Below are 22428 nucleotides of genomic sequence, written 5' to 3'. Positions count from 1 at the left end.
GATCCGACCCGCTGGCGTCAGACGGCGCCGAGCGCCGTCGCCTTCACCAGGATCGGCATGTGGTCGCTCGCGCCCTTCGGGAGCGTCGCGACGCTCGCGATCGTCATCTTGAGCGAGGTGACGAAGTCGAAGTGACCGCGGATGTAGCGGTAGCGCTTGTAGGTGTGCGAGTCGCTGAAGGTGAGCTCGTGACCCGAGCGGTCGATCTGCTTCTGCAGTCCGCCGTGGAACAGCGGGTAGTTGTAGTCGCCGACCATGAGCATCGGGATCTCGGGCGCCCACTCGGCGAGCAGCTGGTGCGACAGCTTGATCTGGCGGCGGCGGGCCGAGTTCATGGTCGTCAGCGGCGCCGCGTGGAACGAGGCGACCACGACCTCCTCGTCGGTCGCGCGGTCGACGAGCTTGATCGCCAGGAGGCGCTCCTCGCCGGGCGACATGAGGTAGTCGTGGAACGACTTCGGCAGGGTGAAGACCGCGGTCTCGAGGGCCGAGAACGCCTCCTCGCGGTGGTAGATCGCGAGGCCGAGACGGTTGCGCTCGGTCGAGGCGGCCCGCTGCAGCGGGCCGATCGTGACCGGCAACTTGGTGCTGTCGCACTCCTGCAGGCAGAGCACGTCGAGCTCGTGCTCGATCGCGAGCTGCTCGAGCTCGTGGGCGGCGGCGTTCTTCCAGAGGTTGTAGCTGCCGATGCGCAGTTCAGACGGCACGGAGAGGCTCTTTCGATCGGTGGCGGTCGCGGGGGAACCGGGGGAGCACCCCAGGGGTTCGGAGTCCCGTGGCCGGAAGCTCGGTTCATTCTGTCGTGTTTCGACGCTAGACCGCGTACCCGCGAGCGAGGGGGAGTCCCATGCGGCGTCCAGGCGGTTGACCGCCCGGGCATAGCGGGATCTCAGGGGCGGCCGTCGTCTCAGCGCAGGGTCGGGCCCGGGCGTGGCGTGGAGCCGGTGCGGCCGCCGGCGAGCCAGAGCAGCAGCGCGACGAGGTACTCGACGGCCGAGGCGGCGGCCGCGGCGATCACGAGCGGCGAGTAGAGCGCAGCGAGGTAGGCGGCGGGCAGCACGAACCGCGCCTGCCGACGCCAGGCGAGCGCGAACGGCGCCGGTGCGAGCAGCAGGAGGAGGGCGAGCGGATGTGCGACCACGCCGAGCACGACGCCGGCCACGACCGCGACGACGCCGAGCACGAGCTGCGCGACCAGCAGCGCGCCGAGACCGCGGCGATGCCGCCAGTAGCCTTCGACCCGCACCGCGCTCCACATGACGGTCGCCCTCGACCGCGGCAGCCCGGCCTCCTCGAGCGCGCGGCGGAAGACGCCGTCGGCGCGGTCGCGACGCCGCATCCGCTCGACAGGACTCGCCGGGCGGCCGGCGGTGTCGACGGCGGTGTCGACGGCATCCACGAGCCGGTCGTGCAGGATCGCGGGGAGCGTCTGCCGGCCGTAGCTCGCGACAAGGCCCCAGAGGAACGGGGGCACGGACGCGAGGTCGGTGCCGTTCTGCGGATCGCTCGCCGGGCGGCTCGTGTCGTGCGGCGCGACCTCGTGGCGTGTGCCGTCCTGCGGATCGATCCAGGCGAAGCCCGCCTCGAGCTGGAAGTCGCGGCCGCCGCGGTAGAGCAGCGGCACGCGGTCGAGCGGTCGGCCGTCGAGATCGACGAAGGGCATGGCACACTCCGTTCGTGCGGGCGTCTCCGTTCTAGCGGATGCCGACGACGCGGAGGCGGGAATGACGTCGCCCGGATCCGGGTTGTGCCGATCAATGCAAACGCATGAAGATGGAGTCATCATGAGCGACAGCACCGCCGACAGCAGCCCCAGCACCCCCGCCTCGACCGACCCGGCCGCGACCGCCGCCGCAACCGCCGCCGACTCGGGCACGGAGGGTCTCGGCCCCGTGCGCTTCGGCCTCGGCACCTTCGGCGACGTCTCGAGCGACGACGACGGCAACCCGGTGCCGCACGCGCAGGTGATCCGCGACGTCGTCGAGCAGGCCGTGCTCGCCGACCGGGTCGGCGTCGACGCGATCGCGATCGGCGAGCACCACCGCGACGACTTCGCGGTCACCGCGCCCGAGGTCGTGCTCGCCGCGATCGCCGCGCGCACCGAGCGCATCACCCTGGCGAGCGGGGTGACCGTGCTGAGCTCCGACGAGCCGGTGCGCGTCTTCGAGCGCTTCGCGACGGTGGATGCGCTGTCGAACGGCCGCGCCGAGGTGCAGCTGGGTCGCGGCTCCTTCACCGAGTCGTTCCCGCTCTTCGGCTTCCCGCTCAGCGACTACAACGTGCTGTTCGAGGAGAAGCTCGACCTCTTCGCCCACCTGCTCGAGGAGGGCCCCGTCACCTGGAGCGGCACCGTGCGCCCGCCGCTCGCCGACCAGGAGGTCTTCCCCAAGACCGAGAGCGGCCGCATCCCCACCTGGATCGGCGTCGGCGGCAGCCCGGAATCGGTCGTGCGCGCGGCCCGCTACAACCTGCCGCTCATGCTCGCGATCATCGGCGGCGAGCCGCTGCGCTTCAAGCCCTACGCCGACCTCTACCGCCGCGCACAGACGCAGCTCGAGGTGCCGGCCCTGCCGATCGGTGTGCACTCGCCCGGCTTCATCGCCGAGACCGACGACCAGGCGCGGGAGATCTTCTGGCCGCACTACCAGGTCATGAACGCGCGCATCGGCGCCGAGCGCGGCTGGCCGCCGATCACCCGCGAGCACTTCGAGGGCGAGATCGAGGGCGGATCGCTCTACGTCGGATCGCCCGAGACCGTCGCGACGAAGATCGCGGCGACCGTGCAGGGCCTCGGCATCCAGCGCTTCGATCTGAAGTACACCTCGGGTCCGATCCCGAACCGCCACCTGCTCGAGGCCGTGCGCCTCTACGGCGAGGAGGTCGTGCCGCGCGTGCGGGCGATCCTCGGCGAGGCGCCCGCCGCGTCCTGACGCCCGGCGCCGTGCGTCACGCGCGCCGGTTCAGCTGAACAGGCGCTCGTCGAGCCAGCGATTGCGCAGCTTGCCGCGCGGGTCGAAGCGGTCGGCGAGCGCGCGCCAGTCGTCGAGGTGCGGATAGAGCGGCTCGAGGTTCCGCTCGGCGGTCAGCTTGCCCCAGTGCGGGCGGCCGCCGAGCGACACCAGGCGCTCCTCCACGCGCGGGATGAGGCGACCGACCTCGGCCGGGTGGTGCTTCCAGGTGAAGCCGATCGTCAGTGTCTCGGCGTCGGAGGCGCCGCTCAGCCACTGCGTCTCGGCGGCGGTCGTGCGCAGCTCGGTCGCGTGCAGGTGGGGCTGGATGTCGTCGGCCAGCTCGCGCAGCAGCTCGAGCGCCTCACGGGCCCGCGCGCGCGGCACGAACCACTCCGACTGCAGCTCGTCGCCGACGCTCGGCACCGCATCCAGCCGGAAGTGCGGCAGCCGCAGGTGCCACGGCCCGGGCACGCCGCCGACCTCGGTCGACTTGCCCGGGTCCTCGCCCGGCTTCGCCGCGACGACGGGCACCCGACGGGCGCCGAGCAGCTCTTCGGGCAGTTCGCGCTCGGTCGACTTCAGCAGCACCTCGCCGAAGTCGTCGCCCGCCCAGGTCGTGAAGCCGCACACGCTGTACGCGGCGCCGAACAGCTCGTCGAGACGGTCGAGCACATCACCCCAGGCGAGCGTGGCGTAGCGGTCCTGCCGCACCTCGAAGGTCGGCACGAGGTCGAGGGTCAGCCGCGTCACGAGGCCGAGGGCGCCGAGTGAGACGACCGCGCCGTCGAAGCCGTCGTCGCCGCGGGCGAGCCGCGCGGTGCCGCCGTCGGCGGTCACGAGCTCGACGGCGCTCACCGATGCCGACAGCGGCGGGTTCGCATCCCCCGAGCCGTGCGTGCCGGTCGCCGTGGCCCCGCCCACCGAGATGTGCGGCAGCGAGCCCAGGTTCTGCAGGGCGAAGCCCTCGTCGTGCAGGCGCGGCGCCAGCTCGCCGTAGCGGATGCCTGCATCCACGGTCACCGTCTGCGCATCGGGGTCGAGCTCGAAGACGCGCGGCAGGTGCGTCATGTCGACCAGGTCTCCGGTCGTGTCGGCGATCGCGCTGAAGCTGTGCCGCGTGCCGAGCGGGCGCAGTCCGCGGCTCGCGGCGACGATGCCGCGCAGCTGCTCGACCGAGGTCGGGCGGTGCAGCTCCCGGGCGGAGTAGACGAGGTTGCGTCCCCAGTTCAGTTCATCTGCCACGGGCCCAGCGTAGGCAACCGGCTTCGAGGCGCGCCGCGGCGCTCGCCGGGGACGCCGTCGCCCGCGCCGCATCCGCCTGCCGCCCTACAGTGAATCCATGACCACGTCGGCGCCCGAGGAGCGGGATCAGCAGCCGCTCCCCGAATCGCAGCTCGCGCCGGAGCAGCACCCCGTGCAGCCCCAGTCGACGCAGCCGGCGCAGAGCCCGTCGCCGACCCGCCGGCCCCGACGGTGGAAGCGCCGCGGACGCCGCGGGGCCGCCGAGGAGTCGCTCTACCGCACCCGCCGCTACCACGGCGCCACCTTCTTCACGAGCCGCATCGCCCACGCCGACCTCACGGTCGTGCTCAAGCGCTTCCCGGTCAAGGAGGGCGTCGACGACGCCACGGCGCCGGTGTTCGTGCTCGTGCACGGCCTCGGCGTCTCGTCGCGCTACTACCAGCCGCTCGCCGCCGAGCTCGCGAAGATCGGCCGCGTCTACCTCGTCGACCTGCCCGGCTACGGCGCCTCGCCGAACCCGCGGCGCGACGTCGGGCTCGCGGACCACGCGGATGCACTGGGCACCGTGATCGCCGAGGTCGCCGAGCGCTGGCCCGCCGCCGGTCCGCCGATCGTGGTCGGGCACTCGATGGGCTCGAACGTGGTCGCGCTGCTGGCGCAGCGGCATCCCGACGTCGCCGAGCGCATCGTGCTCATGGCGCCCACCCTCGAGCCGACGCGCCGCCGCTTCCTGCGCGCCGCCGGCAGCCTGATGGCCGACGCCCCGCTCGAGGGTCCGGTCGTGTTCGGCATCGCCTTCACCGACTACCTGCTGCGCTGCGGCCTGCGCTACATGCTCGCCCAGGCGCCGCACCTGCTCTCCGACGAGCCCGAGATCCGCATGCCCGAGCTGCAGGCGAGGGTGCTCGTGATCTGCGGCGACAAGGATGTGATCGTCAGCGAGGAGTGGGGCCAGAAGTTCGCCGAGGGGCTGCGCGACGGCGAGTTCCGCAGCGTGCGCGGGCCGCACGTCATCATGCACTCCGATCCGAAGCGGATCGCGGTGCACATCGCGGAGTGGGCCGAGTGACCGAGCAGGCGGAGCCGAGCATCCCGGCCCCGCTGCACCCCGTCGACGCGTCGACCGGCCGCCGCGTGCGCTTCCTGCTGCGCGACTACCCCTGGGCACTGCGCCTGCTCGTGACCGGCCGCCGCGCCGTCATCCCGGAGTCGTGGAGCGCCGGCGACAGGGCGCCGGTCGTGCTCATCCCGGGCGTCTACGAGACCTGGGCGTACATGAAGCCGATCGCCGAACGGCTGTCGCGCGCCGGGCACCCGATCGTCGCGCTCGCCGCGCTGCGCGACAACGCGGGGCCGATCCCGGCGACGGCCGCGCAGGTCTGGCACGAGATCGTCGAGCGCGACCTGCGCGACGTCATCCTCGTCGCCCACTCGAAGGGCGGCATCATCGGCAAGCACCTGCTCGCGATCGACGACACCGAGCAGCGCATCGACCGGCTGGTGACCGTGGCGAGTCCCTTCGGGGGATCGCGGATGGCGCGCCTGCTGCCCAACCGGGCGCTGCGCGAGTTCCGCATCGGGCATCCGCTGCTGACCGCGCTCGCCGCGGAATCCCGCGTGAACGCCCGCATCACCTCGATCTACCCGATCGTCGACCCGCATGTGCCCGACGGCAGCTACCTCGAGGGCGCCGTCAACGTTCCGCTGCGGCTGGCGGGGCACTTCCAGCCGCTCTACGACGAGCGCGGCATCCGCGCCGTGGTGGAGGCGGTGGACGCGCCGGCGGCCGACGCGACGACGCCGGAAGGCGCGACACCATGACCCGCGAGCAGCGGCTGATCCTCGCCATCGCGGCTCTCGCCTCGTTCGTGTCGTTCCTCGACGCGACCGTCGTCAATGTCGCGCTGCCCGCGATCCAGCGCGAGCTCGGCGGCGGTCTCGCGACCCAGCAGTGGATGGTCGACGCGTACCTGATCACGCTCGGCGCGCTCATCCTCGTCGCCGGCTCGGTCAGCGACGTCTACGGCCGCATCCGCGTGCTCGTGGTCGGTCTCATCGTCTTCGGCGCCTCCTCGGTCGGCATCGCGGCGGCGCCGAGCCCCGAGTTCCTCATCGTCGCGCGTGCCGTGCAGGGCGTCGGCGGGGCGCTGCTGGTGCCGAGCTCGCTGGCGCTCATCACCTCGAACTTCAGCGGCGCGCTGCAGGCGCGCGCGATCGGCATCTGGACCGGCCTCACGACCGTCGCCTCCATCGCCGGCCCGGTCGTCGGCGGTGTCTTCGTCGACCTGCTCAGCTGGCGCTTCGCCTTCCTCATCAACGTGCTGCCGATCACGGTGGTGCTCGTGCTCATCGCCCGGCTGCATCACCGCGACGAGCGCCGACCCGACGCCCACATCGACATCGCGGGCGCCGTGCTGGGCACGGTCGGCCTCGCCGGGCTCGTCTACGCCCTGATCGAGCAGCCGAATCTGGGATGGGGCAGCCCGGTCATCTGGATCACCGGCGGCGTCGGCGTGGTCGCCTCGGTCGTGTTCCTCGTGCACCAGCTGCGCGCCCGCGAGCCGATGCTGCCGCCGGCGCTGTTCCGGGTGCGCGACTTCGCCTGGGGCAACATCGCCACGGTCTTCATCTACGCGGCGCTGTCGCTGAGCGGCTTCGTGCTGGGCGTCTACCTGCAGCAGGGCGCCGGCGTCGCGGCGACGCTCGCCGGTCTCGCCTCGCTGCCCGCGACCTTCGTGATGATCGGGCTGAGCTCGCGCGTCGGAGCGCTCGCCGGCAGATGGGGCTCCCGGCTGTTCATGACGATCGGCCCGATCGTCATGGGCATCGGCGTGCTGCTCTATCTCATGCTCGGCCGCGACTTCGAGTTCGGCCGCGACTACTGGCTGCAGCTGCTGCCCGGCGTGCTCGTCTTCGGCATCGGACTCACCCTGACCGTCTCGCCGCTCACCTCCGCCGTGCTCGGCGCGATCGAGCCGGCGCGCTCGGGCATCGCCTCCGCCGTCAACAACGCGATCTCGCGCGTCGCCGGGCTGGTGGTGATCGCGATGCTCGCGGCCATCATCGGCGGCGAGCTCGACTACGACGGCTTCCGGCGCGGGGTGATCGTCTCGGCGGTGCTGCTCGTGATCGGCGGCATCGTGTCGTTCATCGGCATCCGCGACCACCGGCCGGTCGCGGTCGACATCGCGGCGCCGCCCGAGAAGGGCTGAGTCGCCGATCAGCCGGCCGAGCCGGCCGGGCGGCGCCGCGGGCTGGTCAGAGCAGCGCGCCGCCGGCGAGCACGAGGGCGAGCACCAGCACGAGCGCGACGCTCATCACGATCCGGAAGGCCCCGCGCCCGCTGCGCCGTCCCACGAGCACGACCGCGGGCGCCGCGAGCGCCGCGACGGCCGCCGCCACGAGAGCGAGCGGATGCCCGCCCGCCCCGAGCGCGAGGGCGACGCCGGTCGCCGGCAGCAGCACGGCGCATCCCACCAGGCAGCCCGCGCGTCCGAGCCGCTGGGGGAGCCCGCGCACGCCGGCCGCCCGGTCGTCGTCGAGGTCGGGCAGCACGTTCGCCAGATGAGCGGCCAGCCCGAGCAGCGCCGCCGCGACCGTCGCGCCGAGACCCGCGATCCTCGGCTCGGCGAGGGCGCCGGTCGCGATGCTCGGCAGCGCCGCGAAGCCCACGAGGTAGCAGAGGGCGGATGCCGGGGTCGCCTTGAGCGCCAGGTCGTAGAGCCAGCCGCCGACGAGCAGCAGGGCGTCGGCGATCAGTGCGACGGGGGAGAGCGCCGCGGCGATCGCGAGCGACGCGACGGCGAGCGCGAGGGCGGCGATCAGCGCGGTGCGACGAGCCACGAGGCCGGCGGCGATCGGCTTGTCACGGCGACCGGCGGCGAGGTCGCGCGGCGCATCCACCATGTCGTTCGCGATGCCGATCGACAGCTGGTTCGTCAGCACCGCAGCAGCGACGAGCAGCACTGCCGCCGGGGTCGCTCCGGCGGCGACGGCGAGCCCGGTGCCGAGCGCTGTCACCACGAGGGTCGGGCCCGGATGGCTCGAGCGCAGCAGCGCGACGACGGGGTTCACCTCGCCAGGGTAGGCGGGCGCCGTGACCGGACACGGGCCGAGGCGGTCGCCGATCGGTCGGCTCGGAGGCCGTCGCCGGATTCAGCCGGCGGTCGGCGCGCCCGGAGCGCGACTTCACCTGTCGCACAGGCAGCCCCCACTACGCTGAACCCGATGACGACCGACGCGCCCACCGCCGCCGAGCTGGCGGACGCCCTGCCCGGGCGCTGGACGCTCCGCGCCACCAACTTCCCGATGTGGCTCAAGGCCGAGAATCAGGATCCGGTCTTCGAGTACGAGCTGCTGTCGAGCGAACCGCTGCGCTTCCGCGACACCGTGCACTACCGCGACGCGGGAAAGGATGTCGCGCGCACGATCAACGGCACCGACCGCGCCCGCGGCGAGGGATTCGTGTGGCGCGGCAAGGGGCTGCTCGGCCTGCTCAGCAGCCGCTGGTCCGTCACCGGAATCGACGGCGACATCCTCGCCCTGCGCTTCGAGCGCTCGGCGGTCACGCCCGCCGGCGTCGACCTTCTCGTGCGCGAGGGGGTCGAGATCGCCGAGCTGCGTCGCGAGGTGGCGGCCGACCTCGACAAGCTCGGCATCACGATCGAGGAGTTCGCGAGCCTGAGCTGGCTCGACCACATCCCCGCCTGATCCGGGCGGCGCCCGCAGCGCCGGGGCGGTCCCTCGCGGCCGTGACGATCAGGCGTCGGCGATCGTCAGCTCCAGCTGATCGACCGGACGCCCGAGGTGCGCGACGTACTCCCGCGCGGCCCGCCGCAGCGCGGGCTGCCTGGCGACGGGGATGCGGGCGAACGGTGTGACCGCGATGCTCACGCGCTTCGCGCCGACCGTGCGCTTCCAGGTCGCGACGATGCGGCCGTCGACGACGACGGTCGGCAGGAACATCCCGTTCTTCCCGGGCACCACTGCCTCCAGCGGCAGCTCATGCAGCGTCGCGGTGCGATCGGTGTAGCCGAGCAGCAGCTCGTCGAATCCGGGCAGCAGGCGCACGGCGGGCGCGGCCGCCTCGAGTCCGGGCCGGGAGAAGAGGATGCGCCCGCCGATCTCGTGCTCCTCCAGTCGCTCGCGCACCGCCGCGATCCCGGCGCGCGCGTCGCCGAGCGTCACGCCCGCCCACCAGGCGAGGTCGCGCTCGTCGGCGGGGCCGTGCCCGTCGAAGTAGCGCTCGGCCAGCCGCGCGAGCGCCGCCGGCTTCTCGAGGGGCTCCTCGGCCGGCGCCACATCGTCGACGAGCGCGAACTCCGTCGGTCCGGTCAGCACCACGACGAGCCGCCGCGCGAGCGCGCCGATCAGATGCCGCCGCGCTGCCCGTCGGTCGGCACCCCGCCCTCCACCAGCGCGGTCAGCAGCTCGGCGCGGTCGAGACGAGCGCCGCCGCCCGTCCGGTCGCGCACGATGGCGGCGGCGCGGGCGAACTGCGGCTCGTCGAGGTCCAGCTCGCGGTGCCGCGCCGCGGCCGAGGCGTGCTGCCGCTCACCCGTGAGGTGCAGCGTCCAGCGCAGGTCGTCACGGTGCAGCAGATGCAGCGTGCCGCGCATCGGCCAGCTGCGCACGAGTGCGCCCGAGCGCTGGGCGTCGAGCACCTGCTCGGCGGTCAGTCCGCCGCGCTGGCCGAGCGACCAGAGCGCGCCCGGCAGATCCTGCGCCTGCAGCGCGAGCAGGTCGCGGGCGACCTCGGCGGCGGCGATGCCGTCACGAGGATGCGCCAAGCCGAGCGCGGTCTCGCGCAGCTGGGCGACGCGGCGGCGATCGGCGGTGACGGACGCGGCGGGCATGCGGTCAGCATCCCATCCGCCACCGACGCGCCGGGAGGCGACCGGCGCCGGGGGTGCCGCCCCTGCCTCCTGTCCCGGGGCCGTTGGGGGGATTGGCGCCCGGGACAGGAGTCCTACCCTTCGCGGAGCTGAGCTCCATCGAGGAATTCCACGTCTCCGCGCGCTCGCGGCACGTCGGCTCGAGGCCGGCGTGCGGGCGTCACGGAGTGAATCACGGCTGATCCTCTCGGGGGAAGGAGCAGCGACCGGACTCGCGCCCGGCGCCTGTTCCGCCGACGGGGGGATCCGCGGAACCGGATCATCTCAACCCGTGCGAGACGGTGGCGTCAAGGAGGACAAGGGCGTCTACCTGGAGCCGATCAGGGTTCTCGCATGGAGCCGGACCGCGTCGTCCGGCCCGCCCGAACCGAGTTCCGCTCAGCGGGCCACGACGAGGCGCAGCCCTACGTCGAAGGCCGGGAAGGAGCGGAAGGCGCCCCACTCCCGGTCCCACGCGCCGCTCTCCAGATCGCGGGCGAGCTCGGTCTCGTAGCGCTCGACGACCTCGGGCGGCAGGAAGCTCCAAGCCGACATCGCGCGCCGCACCTCGCGGTCGAGCGTGCGCTCCGGGCGGGCGAAGAACGCCTGGCCGAAGCCGTCGATGCAGTCGGCGGGCACCGGCACGACCTCCGCGCGGCTGCCCGGCCCGAGCGCGGTGACGATGCGCTCGATCGGCGGCATGCGGCCCGCCTCGACGGCGAACAGCTCGGGCACGTACTGCGGCATCCACCATCGCTCGGGCACCTCGGGGGTGAAGGTCAGCAGCACGACCGGCCCGCGCGCGACCCGGCGCAGCTCGGCGAGGCCGGCCTCGAGGTCGGGCCACTGGTGGATCGTGACGGTCGCCATGGCCGCGTCGAAGGCGTCGTCGTCGAAGGGGAGCGCGTCGGCGGTGCCGTCGATCGCGGGCACCCGGCTCGCGGGGCGCTCGGCGCGCATGGATGCGGAGGGCTCGACCGCGGCCACGTAGCGGTCGTGCGGTTCGTAGCTGCCGGCGCCGGCTCCGACGTTGATGACCGTGCGGGCGTCGCCCAGCGCATCCCAGATGAGCGCCTCGATGCGCGGGTCGGGTCGGCGCTGGGTGGCGTAGCCGGATCCGATCACGCCGTAGTCGGCGTCGCCGGCGGAGCCGTCGGAGTAACGGGGCACGCGCTCACGCTATCCGCGAGCGCGTCGCCCGGGGCTGGGATGTCGCCGGGTATGCGGATCGCGCGCCGCACGGGGATGCGCGCGCCGCTGTCAGCGCAGCAGCCCGAGCTCGCCGAGCTGCTCGCTGAGCCCGGCGCCATCGGGGGCGTAGCGCCACTGCGCGGCGGTGCCGCGCTCCTCGGCCGTGCTGCGACCTCCCGCGAGCACCGCCTCGCCGGGCGTCAGCTGACGGATCGCGATCGCCGCCACCGACTCCGGGTGCTCGCGCGCGAACTCCGCGTAGAGCTCTTCGTCGTGCTGGCCGTCGTCGCCGACGAGCAGCCAGCGCACGTTCGGCAGCTCCTCCGCGAGGCGGCGCAGCGAGCCGCGCTTGTGCGCCTGCCCGCTGCGGAACCAGCGGTCGTGCGTCGGACCCCAGTCGGTCAGCAGCAGCGCGCCGCGGGGATAGAGGTTGCGGCCGAGGAAGCGGGTCAGGGTGGGCGCCACGTTCCAGGCGCCGGTGGAGAGGTAGATGACGGGAGTGCCCGGATGCTGCCGGGTCAGCCGCTCGTAGAGCACCGGCATGCCGGGCACCGGGCGTCGTGCGTGCTCGTTGAGCACGAAGGTGTTCCACGCCGCGAGGAAGGGGCGGGGGAGTGCGGTGACCATGACGGTGTCGTCGACGTCCGACACGATGCCGAACCGGGCGGCCGGATCGATCACGAAGACCTCGGCTTCGATGGGCTCCTCGCCCTCGGCGGAGATCTGGATGCTGTTCCAGCCGGGCGGCAGGTCGAGGGTGAGGCGCGCATCCACCACCCCGCCGCGGTCGGCGGTGAGCCGGTGATCGACGCCGCCGACGGTGACCGTGACGGTTCCGTGGGTCAGCGGGATCGCGGTGAAACTGCGCCAGCCGCGCGCGCCCTGCACCCGGTCGCCGCGCGGGCGACCCGGCTTGGCGAGCACGACCCGGGCGAGCACCCGCACCCAGCCGGCGCTGCCGTAGCCGGAGAAGGGGATGACGCGGGGAACGAGGCCCCGACGGCGACCCCAGCGCTCACGGAAGGCGTGGAACGCGTCTTCTGCCCGCGCCGCGAGGTGTGGAACGCTGCGGGCACCCCCGGACTGGTGCGTCGGTTCGGGCATATTCCCAGTGTGTCACTCTCTACAAGTCGAGCTTTCTCCGCACATCAGTGGATACACTGACCTCGATTCAGCTTAGGAGCATGACTCCGATTCAGTTTAGGAGTTCCGTCATGTCACAGACGAGCGTCACCTCCGCGCGGTCGACCGCAGCGCTCATCCGCAACGAGCCCGTTCAGGCTCGCAGCACGGCCCGTCTGGCCGCCCTGCTCGACGCCGCCGCCGCCGTCATCGACGAGATCGGCTACGAGCGCCTCACGACCGCCATGGTCGCCGAGCGCGCCGGCGCTTCGATCGGCACCGTCTACCGCTACTTCCCTGACCGCATCGCCGTGCTGCAGAGCCTCTCGGCCCGCAACTTCGAGCGCGTCGTCGAGCGCATCGACAGCGCCGTGGAGTCGTCGAGCGACTCGATCGCGGCCGTCGGAGCCATCTTCGACACCCTCGTTGACGCGGTGCGCACCGAGCCCGGTTTCGCCTCGCTGCGCGTGGGCGACGTGATCGACCTGCGCCCGGCCGAGGGCGAGCCCTTCAACGCCGTCGTCGCCGACCACCTGGTCGATGCGCTGGTCGCGAAGTTCGAGATCGACGGCGGCGACGAGACCCGCCTGCGTGTGCAGATCGGCTACGAGGTCGCCGACGCGCTGGTCGCCCGCGCCTTCGCGGTCGACCCGGCCGGCGACGCCGAGCTGCTGTCGCGCGCGCGTCAGCTGCTGCATGACATCGTCGTGCCCGGTCGCCACTGAGCTCTGCGCTCCTGTGACGGGCCGTCGAGGCCCGCAGAACCTGCGAACGCGCAGGCGCTCCGGCGCCTGCGCGTTCGCTGTGTTTCGCCATGCGTCGCCGCCTCCGGGCCATGACGGTGGTCGTCAATAGTGTTTGACTGAAATCGGACTCGCCTTCTGACGAGGTGCGTTCGACACGCCACCACAAGCCGGACGCACGGCGCGAGGAGAGACCCGATGATCGAGTTCCGCGACGTCGTGAAGCAGTTCCCCGACGGCACGGTCGCCGTCGACGGCTTCTCGCTGCAGATCCCTGCCCGCGAGGTCACGGTGCTGGTCGGCTCGAGCGGCTCCGGCAAGACGACGCTCATGCGCATGATCAACCGCATGGTCGACCCGACCTCCGGCGTGATCGAGATCGACGGTCAGGACGTGTCGACGATCGAGCCGGTCAAGCTGCGTCGCAGCATCGGCTACGTCATGCAGAACTCGGGTCTGCTGCCGCACCGCAGGGTCGTCGACAACATCGCCACCGTCCCGCTGCTCAACGGGGTCTCGAAGAAGGACGCGCGTCAGCGCGCGCTCGAGCTGATGGACACGGTGGGCCTCGACCGCGCGATGGCCGAGCGCTATCCCTCGCAGCTCTCCGGCGGACAGCAGCAGCGCGTCGGCGTCGCCCGCGGCCTCGCGGTCGACCCCAACATCCTGCTCATGGACGAGCCCTTCGGCGCGGTCGACCCGATCGTGCGCGACGAGCTGCAGCAGGAGGTGCTGCGTCTGCAGCGCGAGCTCGGCAAGACCATCGTGTTCGTCACCCACGACATCGACGAGGCCTTCCTGCTCGGCGACCGCGTCGTCATCCTCGAACCCGGCGGCAAGATCGTGCAGGTCGGCGAGCCGGAGCAGATCCTCGCGCACCCCGCCAACGACTTCGTGCGCACCTTCGTCGGCGCCGACCGCGGCAAGCGCAAGCTCAGCGTGCGCGACGTCGACGGCAAGCGCATCGTGGTGGATGCCGACGGCCACCCCGCCGGCGTGCTCGACGAGAGCGGCGGCGCGGGAGCGGCGGCGAGCACGGGAGCGGCGGCCGGGTCGTGAACTGGGTCGTCGACAACCTCGATCTGATCGGGAGACTCACGCTCGAGCATCTGCGGCTCAGCGTGCTGCCGATCGTCGTCGGCTTCGTGGTGGCGATCCCGCTCGGCTGGCTCGCCTGGCGCTTCAAGCTGACGCGCGGCATCATCCTGACCGTCACCGGCCTGCTCTACACGATCCCCTCGCTCGCCCTGTTCGCGCTGCTGCCTCCGCTGATCGGCACCAGCTTCCTCAGCGAGGCGAACGTCACGATCGCGCTCACGATCTACGCCGTCGCCGTCATGGCGCGCTCGGCGGCGGACGCCTTCGGCTCGGTCGATCCGGGCGTACGGCAGTCGGCCACCGCGATGGGCTACTCCACCTGGCGCCGGTTCTGGGGCGTCGAGTTCCCGCTCGCGGGCCCCGTGCTGCTCGCGGGTCTGCGAGTTGTCGCGGTCAGCACGATCGCGCTGGTCACGGTCGGTGCGCTGCTCGGCATCAGCAGCCTCGGCTATCTCTTCACCGACGGCTACCAGCGCAAGATCGTCGAAGAGATCCTGTCGGGCGTCGTGATGACGATGCTCGTCGCGCTCGTGATCGACGGCCTGCTCGTGCTCGTCGGCCGGGCCGTCATGCCGTGGTCGCGGCAGAAGCCGGCGAAGCAGTCGCGGCAGGTGGCGGTCGCCGCCGTCGGAGGTGCCGCATGAACCTCTTCGGCGACGCCTTCGGCTGGATCTTCGACCCCGCGAACTGGAGCGGCGGCTTCCCGATCGGACAGGCGATCGGGCTACACCTCTACTACACCTTCGTCTCGGTTCTCGTGGCGGCCGTCATCGCGATCCCGCTCGGCTACCTGATCGGGCACACCGGCAAGGGTCGCGAGATCGCGGTCGCGATCTCGGGTGCCGCGCGGGCGCTGCCGTCGTTCGGCCTGATCCTGCTGCTGGTGCTCGTGCTCGGCGTGACCCGCACCGCGGTCGGCGCCTTCATCGCCTTCGTGATCCTCGGCATCCCCTCGATCCTCGCCGGCGCCTACTCGGGTCTGCAGGCGATCGACCGCCGCACGATCGACGCCGCGCGCTCGGTCGGCATGAGCGAGTGGCAGATCCTGACCAAGGTCGAGATCCCGCTCGGTCTGCCGCTGCTCGTCGGCGGCCTGCGCAGCGCGGTGCTGCAGATCGTCGCGACCGTGGCTCTCGCCGGCTACGTGAATCTCGGCGGGCTCGGCTTCTACGTCGTGCAGGGCATCCCGCTACGCGACTACTCGCAGATCCTCGGCGGCGCGATCCTCATCGTCGTGCTCGCCTTCCTCCTCGATGCCGTGTTCGGCCTGCTCGCCGCGGCGGTGCGGCCGAAGGGCATCGACTCCCGCAGGACCCGCGCCCGGACGCCTCGTCCCGGCGCGGCGGTGGAATCCCCCACCACCTGAATCACCAGAAGGAATCGACATGTTCACAGCACGGAAGAAGGGCCGGCTCACCGCGATCGCGGCAGTCGCGGTCGGGGCGGCATTGGCCCTGGCAGGGTGCGCATCGAGCGACCCGCTCTCCTCGGGATCGGGCTCGGACGACACCCAATCGGTGACGATCGGGTCGCAGGCCTACTACTCGAACGAGATCATCGCCGAGATCTACGCCCAGGCTCTCGAGAAGGCCGGCTTCAAGGTCACTCGCAAGTTCCAGATCGGTCAGCGCGACGCGTATCTGCCCTCGCTCGAGAGCGGCGAGCTCGACCTGTTCCCGGAGTACAGCGGCAACCTGCTGCAGTACTACGACAAGGACGCGACCGTCACCAAGCCCGACGAGGTGTTCGCGGCGCTGCAGAAGGCGCTGCCCAAGAACCTCGAGGCGCTGCAGTACTCGCCCGCGACCGACCAGGACTCCTACAACGTGACCGAGGAGTTCGCGAAGGCGAACAACCTGAAGTCGATCGCCGACCTCAAGGGCGTCAGCGACCTCAAACTCGGCGGTGCGCCGGAGCTCGAGAAGCGCCCGTACGGTCCCGAGGGGCTGAAGTCGGTCTACGGCGTGGACGTCGCGTTCCAGCCGACCGGTGACACCACCGTCGACTCGCTCGTGGCCGGCACGGTCAACGTGGCCGACATCTACAGCGCCGACCCCTCGATCAAGTCGAAGAAGCTCGTCACCCTCGAGGACCCGGAGGGCCTGTTCCTCTCCTCGAATGTCGTACCGATCGTCAACGCCAAGAAGGCGGACAAGATCAAGAAGGTCATCGACCCGATCAGCGCCAAGCTGACGCCGGAGGGCCTCGTCGCGCTCAACGTGCAGAGCGTCGACGACAAGGACCGCGCCGACAAGATCGCCACCAAGTGGCTGACCGACAACGGGTTCCTCAAGTAGGAGATCCCGCCGACAGAACGGCCGCATCCTCTCGGGGGTGCGGCCGTTTCGCGTCGATGGCTCGCGCGCCCACAGAGGCGGCGCCGCGCGCCGGCGTCGCGTTCGCGGTCAGTCGTCGAGGTGGCGGCGCTCGGCCCGCTCGATGAGCTTCTTCACCACTGCGACGACGATCACGAAGACCACGATCACGGCGACGAAGAGGTAACCCGCCCAGTGCAGCTGGGTCGAGAGCTCACGGTAGCTGCCGGCGGCGAGCCAGCCGACCGTCACGTAGGCGCCCGCCCAGAGCACGCACGCCGGGGTCGTCCAGGCGAGGAAGCGGCGGTAGCTCATCTCGCTCGTGCCGACCGTGACGGGCACGAGCGAGTGCAGCACCGGCAGGAAGCGCGACAGGAACACCGCGGGGCCGCCGCGGCGCTCGAGGTAGCGCTCGGCGCGCATCCAGTTCTTCTCGCCGATGCGGCGGCCGAGTCGCGAGTGCCGCAGCTTCGGCCCGAACAGCCGGCCGAGCAGGAACCCGACGCTCTCGCCGCCGAGCGAGCCGACGATGACGGCGACGAGCAGGCCGATGTACTCGGCGACGTTCGCGGTCGCGGTGCTCGAGACGAGCACGATCGTGTCGCCGGGCACGACGAGCCCGATCAGGATCGACGTCTCGCAGAAGATCGCGACCGCCGAGAGCAGGATGCGCAGCACCGGGTCGACCGACTGCACCACGTCGAGCAGCCAGCCGAGCGGGTCGAATCCGCCGGTGCCGGCCGTCGCGACCACTGTGGCCGTGGTCTCGACGAGGTGCGGGAGCATCAGTCGGCCCCGCCGGTCTCGGGCGTCGCCGGCGAAGCGGGGGAGGCGACAGCGCTCGGCACCGCGTGCAGCGGCAGCGGGCGGCGCAGGGCGTCGAGGCGCGTCTGCCAGGCGGCGCGGCGTCCGGGCAGCTCCGCCGGAGCCGGGCCGCCGACCCACTCGGTCACGATGCGCACGCCGTGCAGCGCGTTGACCGCCCAGATCTCCAGCCCGTCGAGGTCATCGGGCGTGGCGCGCTCGTGCAGCACGTCGATGCCGAGTGCGGTCGCGAGGGCGAGGATGCTGCGCAGGGTCACGCTGTCGATCCGCTCGATCGCCTCCTCGGGAACACAGAGCATGTCGCCCCGCCACCAGAGCAGGCAGGTCGTCGAGCCCTCGGCGACGGAGCCGTCGGCGTCGAGCACGACGGCCTCGTCGGCGCCGAGCCCCTGCGCGGCGGTGCGCAGCGCGGTCATCGCGGCGAGATCAGGGCCCTTCGCGCGCGGAGCGGTGCGCGGGTCGCGCTCGGCCGTGACGAGGCGGATCGACGCGCGACGCTCGGGAGCCGGCCGCAGCCGGAAGATCAGCTCGGGCGCACGGGCTGTGCGCGCATCCACCCGGGGGAACCAGTCGCCCTCGCGGGGCAGCAGCGCGAGCGCGGCGTCCCAGAAGCCCTCCGGGTCGAGCGCCCAGAACTCCTCGGGCAGGGCGTCGAGGAAGCGCTGGCGGTGCAGGCCGAGTCCGCGCGCGCGGCCGTCAGCCACCAGCCAGGAGTCGGCCGCATCCACCCGAGCCGGCACGACCTCGCAGTCGTCGGCCGCGACCAGCTCGCGGTTCTGCCAGCGGAAGGTCGTCGTCATGCGGTTCACCGTAGGGGAGGAAGCGGGGAGGAGGCGGAGGGCGGCCGTGCATGCGGAGCGGATCCGCGGGCGCGGCGCGACCCTAGGATCACGGTATGCGCGACCGACTCCTGCGGCATCCGCTCGGAGACGGATTCTCGGCGGAGCGGGTGGCGTCGCTCGTGCTCGGCGAGGCGCTGCCGGTCGACGCCCGCCCCGACGGGTTCTGGCTCGACAGCGGCGTCGACGGCCCGGCCTACATCGGCACGGGGGAGCGGGTCGTGCTGCGCGAGGGCGAGGATGTGCTGCCGCAGCTCGCGGCCGGGCTCGACAGGCTTCGGGCTGAGGCGGACGCGGACGCCAATGCTGGTGTCGGCGTCGGTCGAGAGGATGACGCGACCGACACCGTCCCGCCGCTCGCCTTCCGTCTCGGGCTGGTCGGCTGGTTCGGGTACGAGCTGCGCGGTGAGACGACCGGAGCCGTTGTGCCGCACGCGCACGACGCGGATGCGGGCGATCCGGCCGCCTTCCTCGCGGTCGATCGCGCCGCGGTCGTGCACCCCGACGGCTCCGCTGAGCTGATCGCGCTCGGCGCCGACGATCGCGACGACATGGGCGTCGACGCGGCATCCGCGTCCTGGTCCGCCGACCAGACCGACTGGCCCTCGGACCTCGCCGACTGGCGCGACGACCTCGCGGCGCGTCTCCGAGCCGACCGCGACACCGCATCCGCCCATCCGCTGCCCGGCCCGATCACCCCGGGCCCTGCGACCGCCGTGCGCGTCACGAGCGACGCCGACTACCTCGCCCAGGTGCGCGCCTGCCAGGCCGCGATCCGCGACGGCGAGGCCTACCAGCTGTGCCTGACGACCGAGGTGCGGGTGGATGCGCACCCCGACCCGCTCGAACTCCACCGCCGGGTGCGCGCCGCGAGCCCGACCCACCACGGCGCGCTGCTGAGCATCGGCGGCACCGCGCTCGTCAGCGCCTCGCCCGAGCGCTTCCTCACGGTCACGCCCGACGGCACGGTCGAGACCAGCCCGATCAAGGGCACGCGCCCGCGCTCCGCCGACCCGGGCGACGACGCACGCCTCGCCGCCGAGCTGCTCGCGAGCGACAAGGAGCGCGCCGAGAACCTCATGATCGTCGACCTCATGCGCAACGACCTCACGCGCATCGGCGACCCCGGCAGCGTCGAGGTGACGCAGCTGCTCGAGGTCGAGAGCTACGCCCAGGTGCACCAGCTGGTCAGCACCGTGCGCGCGCGGCTGCGCCCGGGACTGGATGCGGTGGATGCGATCGCGAGCTGCTTCCCCGCCGGCTCGATGACGGGGGCGCCCAAGCGGCGCGCGACCGAGATCCTCGACGCGCTCGAGAACCGCGCCCGCGGTCCCTACGCCGGCTGCTTCGGGTACCTCGGCGTCGACGGCGCCGCCGACCTCGCGATGACGATCCGCACGATCGTGCTCGACGCATCCACCGGGGGCCGCGGCGGCGCCCGCATCGGCACGGGCGGCGGCATCACGGCGCTCTCGGTTCCCGACGAGGAGCTCGAGGAGACGCGGGTGAAGGCCGCGCCGCTGATCGCCGCGCTCGGCGTGCGCTGACCGGACGGGAACAGAAACGGCCGGTCGGTGGTTGACGGCTACTCTGTAGCGGGGGATGCCGGTGCCCGGCGCGCCGTTCTCGCATCCTCGTCTTCCCCACCGAATGAGAGTTCCGTGACCCAGCACGACCGCGCGACCGAGCCCGACGAGAACGACTACGACTTCGCCCGCATCGAGGCCACCTGGCTTCCGGTGTGGGAGGAGAAGCGGCCGTTCCGCACGGACGACCCCGACGACAAGCGTCCGCGCAAGTACGTGCTCGACATGTTCCCCTACCCCTCGGGCGACCTGCACATGGGTCACGCCGAGGCGTACACCTTCGGCGACGTGATCGCGCGCTACTGGCGTCAGCAGGGCTTCCGCGTGCTGCACCCGATCGGCTGGGACAGTTTCGGCCTGCCCGCCGAGGGCGCCGCGATCAAGCGCGGCATCGACCCGCGCGAGTGGACCTACGCCAACATCGAGCAGCAGAAGCAGTCGATGAAGCGCCTCGGCGCGAGCTTCGACTGGGATCGCGTGCTGCACACGAGCGACCCCGAGTACTACAAGTGGAACCAGTGGCTGTTCCTGAAGATGTTCGAGAAGGGCCTGGCCTACCGCAAGGCGAGCTGGGTCAACTGGTGCCCCTTCGACCAGACCGTGCTGGCGAACGAGCAGGTCGTCGACGGCCGCTGCGAGCGCTGCGACAACGTCGTCGTCAAGAAGCAGCTGACGCAGTGGTACCTGAAGATCACCGACTACGCCGACCGTCTGCTCGATGACCTGAACCAGCTCGAGGGTTCGTGGCCGTCGAAGGTGCTGGCGATGCAGCGCAACTGGATCGGCCGCTCGAAGGGCGCCGAGGTCGACTTCACTGTCGAGGGCCGCGACGCCAAGGTGACCGTCTTCACGACCCGTCCCGACACCCTGTTCGGCGCGACCTTCATGGTCATCGCGCCCGACACCGACCTGGCCGCCGAGCTGGCCGCCGGCGCGGACGCCGAGACGCGGATGCGCTTCCAGGACTACCTGGAGCAGACCCAGCGCACGAGCGAGATCGACCGTCAGGACGCGACGCGCGAGAAGACCGGCGTGCCGCTGAACCGGTACGCGATCAACCCCGTCAACGGCGAGCGCATCCCGATCTGGGCCGCCGACTACGTGCTGGCCGACTACGGCCACGGAGCCGTCATGGCCGTGCCCGCGCACGACCAGCGCGACCTCGACTTCGCGATCAAGTTCGGCCTGCCGGTGCGCGTCGTCGTCGACACGAACGCCCCGGTCACGGGCGCGATCCCCGTCATCACCGAGGAGATGCTCGAGTCGGGCGACATCCCCGCGCTCGATCCCGCGTCGACCGGCGTCGCGCTGGCCGGCGAGGGCCGCCTGATGAACTCGGGGCCGCTCGACGGGCTGAGCAAGTCGAACGCGATCGGGCGCATGATCCAGCTGCTCGAGAGCGCCGGCACCGGCCGCGCCGCGAAGACCTACCGTCTGCGCGACTGGCTGATCTCGCGTCAGCGCTACTGGGGCACGCCCATCCCGATCATCCACGGCGAGGACGGCGAGCTGATCCCTGTGCCGTTCGAGCAGCTGCCCGTGCGTCTGCCGTCGACCGAGGGCCTCGACCTGCAGCCGAAGGGCACCTCGCCGCTCGGCGCCGCCGAGGACTGGGTGAACGTGCCCGACCCGCGCGACGGCTCGCCCGCGCGCCGCGACCCCGACACGATGGACACCTTCGTCGACTCGTCGTGGTATCCGTTGCGCTTCCTGTCGCCGAACGACGACACGCAGGCCTTCGACCCGGCCGAGGCCGAGAAGTGGGCTCCCGTCGACCAGTACGTCGGCGGCGTGACGCACGCGATCCTGCACCTGCTCTACGCGCGCTTCATCACCAAGGTGCTCTTCGACCTGGGCTACGTGAGCTTCACCGAGCCGTTCAGCGCGCTGCTGAACCAGGGCATGGTGATCATGGAGGGCTCGGCGATGTCGAAGAGCCGCGGCAACATCGTGCGCCTCTCGGAGCAGCTCGACCAGTACGGCAGCGACGCGATCCGCCTCACCATGGCCTTCGCCGGACCGCCGGAGGACGACATCGACTGGGCGGATGTCTCGCCCACCGGCTCGGCGAAGTTCCTGGCCCGCGCCTGGCGTCTCGCCGGCGAGGTCACGACCGCGCCCGACGTCGACTGGAAGGGCGGGGATGCGGCGCTGCGCCGCGCTACGCACCGTCTGCTGAACGACGTGCCGGGTCTGGTCGAGGCGTTCAAGTTCAACGTCGTGGTCGCGCGCCTGATGGAGCTGGTGAACCAGATCCGCAAGACGATCGACCAGGGTCCCGGCGGCGGCGACCCGGCCGTGCGCGAGGCGACCGAGGCGGTCGCGGTCGTGCTGAGCCTGTTCGCGCCGTACACGGCCGAGGACATGTGGCACCGCCTGGGCTACACCGACACGGTCGCCTTCGCCGGCTTCCGCAAGGCCGACCCCGACCTGCTGATCGAGGAGTCGGTGACCTCGATCATCCAGGTCGACGGCAAGGTGCGCGACCGCATCGAGGTCGCCCCGACGATCGCCTCGGACGAGCTCGAGAAGCTCGCCCGCGCCTCCGCCGGCGTGCAGCGCGCGGTCGGCGATCGCGAGATCGTCAACGTGATCGTGCGCGCCCCGCGCGTGGTCAACATCGCGACGAAGGGCTGAGCGTGG

Annotated in this window: 21 protein-coding genes and 1 pseudogene; 12 read left to right on the top strand and 10 right to left on the bottom strand. The window is 72.0% G+C overall.

Features of this window, described 5'->3' with window-relative positions:
• Positions 1–17: 17 nt before the first annotated feature.
• Together BJ979_RS15080 and BJ979_RS15075 are read right to left on the bottom strand one after the other, a co-directional pair.
• A complete protein-coding gene (locus tag BJ979_RS15080) occupies positions 18–707 on the bottom strand; it encodes an endonuclease/exonuclease/phosphatase family protein (RefSeq protein ID WP_343046727.1) in 690 nt (229 codons plus the stop codon).
• Positions 708–907: 200 nt separating this feature from the next.
• Positions 908–1663: a DUF1353 domain-containing protein gene (locus tag BJ979_RS15075; RefSeq protein WP_179569150.1), complete on the bottom strand. Its 756-nt coding sequence runs from the start codon at positions 1661–1663 to the stop codon at positions 908–910.
• Positions 1664–1784: 121 nt separating this feature from the next.
• On the opposite strand from BJ979_RS15075, the gene BJ979_RS15070 reads away from it, so the two are divergent.
• Positions 1785–2930 carry an LLM class flavin-dependent oxidoreductase gene (locus BJ979_RS15070; protein WP_179569148.1) on the top strand — a complete coding sequence of 382 codons (1146 nt, stop codon included), beginning with the start codon at positions 1785–1787 and terminating at the stop codon, positions 2928–2930.
• 30 nt (positions 2931–2960) lie between these two features.
• On the opposite strand, the gene BJ979_RS15065 is transcribed toward BJ979_RS15070, so the two are convergent.
• Positions 2961–4193, bottom strand: a complete 1233-nt coding sequence (locus tag BJ979_RS15065) for an FAD-binding protein (RefSeq protein ID WP_343046726.1) — start codon at positions 4191–4193, stop codon at positions 2961–2963.
• 97 nt (positions 4194–4290) lie between these two features.
• Here BJ979_RS15065 and BJ979_RS15060 point away from each other — a divergent pair, with 97 nt between their 5' ends.
• The 3 genes from BJ979_RS15060 to BJ979_RS15050 are packed head-to-tail and all read left to right on the top strand — an operon-like array spanning position 4291 to position 7405.
• Complete coding sequence (locus BJ979_RS15060) at positions 4291–5262, top strand: alpha/beta fold hydrolase (RefSeq protein WP_179569144.1); 972 nt, start codon at positions 4291–4293, stop codon at positions 5260–5262.
• Positions 5259–6014, top strand: a complete 756-nt coding sequence (locus BJ979_RS15055) for an esterase/lipase family protein (RefSeq protein WP_179569142.1) — start codon at positions 5259–5261, stop codon at positions 6012–6014. Before BJ979_RS15060 ends, BJ979_RS15055 begins: the two co-directional genes overlap by 4 nt.
• Complete coding sequence (locus BJ979_RS15050; protein WP_179569140.1) at positions 6011–7405, top strand: MFS transporter; 1395 nt, start codon at positions 6011–6013, stop codon at positions 7403–7405. Before BJ979_RS15055 ends, BJ979_RS15050 begins: the two co-directional genes overlap by 4 nt.
• Positions 7406–7451: 46 nt before the next feature.
• Here BJ979_RS15050 and BJ979_RS15045 read toward each other — a convergent pair whose 3' ends face one another.
• Positions 7452–8267, bottom strand: a complete 816-nt coding sequence (locus BJ979_RS15045; RefSeq protein WP_179569138.1) for a UbiA family prenyltransferase — start codon at positions 8265–8267, stop codon at positions 7452–7454.
• A 153-nt stretch (positions 8268–8420) separates the two neighbouring features.
• On the opposite strand from BJ979_RS15045, the gene BJ979_RS15040 reads away from it, so the two are divergent.
• On the top strand, positions 8421–8903 hold the full coding sequence (locus BJ979_RS15040; RefSeq protein ID WP_179569136.1) for a hypothetical protein: 483 nt from the start codon (positions 8421–8423) through the stop codon (positions 8901–8903).
• 48 nt (positions 8904–8951) lie between these two features.
• Here BJ979_RS15040 and BJ979_RS17970 read toward each other — a convergent pair.
• The 4 genes and pseudogenes from BJ979_RS17970 to BJ979_RS15020 form a co-directional block, all read right to left on the bottom strand.
• Positions 8952–9590: pseudogene (locus BJ979_RS17970) on the bottom strand (DNA glycosylase AlkZ-like family protein); the annotation flags it as partial.
• A complete protein-coding gene (locus tag BJ979_RS17965) occupies positions 9563–10048 on the bottom strand; it encodes a DNA glycosylase AlkZ-like family protein (RefSeq protein WP_179569134.1) in 486 nt (161 codons plus the stop codon). The pseudogene BJ979_RS17970 and the gene BJ979_RS17965, both read right to left, overlap by 28 nt.
• Positions 10049–10465: 417 nt before the next feature.
• A complete protein-coding gene (locus BJ979_RS15025) occupies positions 10466–11236 on the bottom strand; it encodes a class I SAM-dependent methyltransferase (RefSeq protein WP_179569132.1) in 771 nt (256 codons plus the stop codon).
• A gap of 90 nt (positions 11237–11326) precedes the next feature.
• The gene (locus BJ979_RS15020; RefSeq protein WP_179569130.1) at positions 11327–12361 is read right to left on the bottom strand and encodes an App1 family protein phosphatidate phosphatase; all 1035 of its coding nucleotides are present in this window, start codon (positions 12359–12361) and stop codon (positions 11327–11329) included.
• 110 nt (positions 12362–12471) lie between these two features.
• Here BJ979_RS15020 and BJ979_RS15015 point away from each other — a divergent pair, with 110 nt between their 5' ends.
• From BJ979_RS15015 to BJ979_RS14995, 5 genes are all read left to right on the top strand, one after another.
• Complete coding sequence (locus BJ979_RS15015) at positions 12472–13104, top strand: TetR/AcrR family transcriptional regulator (protein ID WP_179569128.1); 633 nt, start codon at positions 12472–12474, stop codon at positions 13102–13104.
• A 216-nt stretch (positions 13105–13320) separates the two neighbouring features.
• Complete coding sequence (locus BJ979_RS15010) at positions 13321–14181, top strand: ABC transporter ATP-binding protein (protein ID WP_179569126.1); 861 nt, start codon at positions 13321–13323, stop codon at positions 14179–14181.
• Positions 14178–14864, top strand: coding sequence for an ABC transporter permease (locus BJ979_RS15005; protein WP_179569124.1), 687 nt, complete (start codon positions 14178–14180; stop codon positions 14862–14864). The genes BJ979_RS15010 and BJ979_RS15005 overlap by 4 nt, the downstream gene beginning before the upstream one ends.
• Positions 14861–15586 (top strand): ABC transporter permease, encoded by a 726-nt coding sequence (locus tag BJ979_RS15000; RefSeq protein WP_179569122.1) that lies wholly within the window; start codon positions 14861–14863, stop codon positions 15584–15586. Before BJ979_RS15005 ends, BJ979_RS15000 begins: the two co-directional genes overlap by 4 nt.
• Before the next feature lie 19 nt (positions 15587–15605).
• On the top strand, positions 15606–16517 hold the full coding sequence (locus tag BJ979_RS14995; RefSeq protein ID WP_179569121.1) for an ABC transporter substrate-binding protein: 912 nt from the start codon (positions 15606–15608) through the stop codon (positions 16515–16517).
• 108 nt (positions 16518–16625) lie between these two features.
• Here the strand turns inward: BJ979_RS14995 and BJ979_RS14990 are convergent, their stop codons facing one another.
• Positions 16626–17321, bottom strand: a complete 696-nt coding sequence (locus BJ979_RS14990) for a DedA family protein (protein ID WP_179569119.1) — start codon at positions 17319–17321, stop codon at positions 16626–16628.
• Complete coding sequence (locus BJ979_RS14985; protein WP_179569117.1) at positions 17321–18160, bottom strand: aminotransferase class IV; 840 nt, start codon at positions 18158–18160, stop codon at positions 17321–17323. The genes BJ979_RS14990 and BJ979_RS14985 overlap by 1 nt, the downstream gene beginning before the upstream one ends.
• A gap of 95 nt (positions 18161–18255) precedes the next feature.
• Between BJ979_RS14985 and BJ979_RS14980 the strand changes: the two genes are divergently transcribed.
• Together BJ979_RS14980 and leuS are read left to right on the top strand one after the other, a co-directional pair.
• Positions 18256–19746 carry an anthranilate synthase component I family protein gene (locus tag BJ979_RS14980; protein ID WP_179569115.1) on the top strand — a complete coding sequence of 497 codons (1491 nt, stop codon included), beginning with the start codon at positions 18256–18258 and terminating at the stop codon, positions 19744–19746.
• Positions 19747–19860: 114 nt separating this feature from the next.
• Complete coding sequence (leuS, locus tag BJ979_RS14975) at positions 19861–22422, top strand: leucine--tRNA ligase (RefSeq protein WP_179569113.1); 2562 nt, start codon at positions 19861–19863, stop codon at positions 22420–22422.
• Positions 22423–22428: the final 6 nt, after the last annotated feature.

Origin of the sequence: Schumannella luteola, from assembly GCF_013408685.1 — a bacterium.
Lineage (GTDB): Bacteria > Actinomycetota > Actinomycetes > Actinomycetales > Microbacteriaceae > Schumannella > Schumannella luteola.
This window is presented reverse-complemented; position numbering and strand designations above follow the sequence as displayed.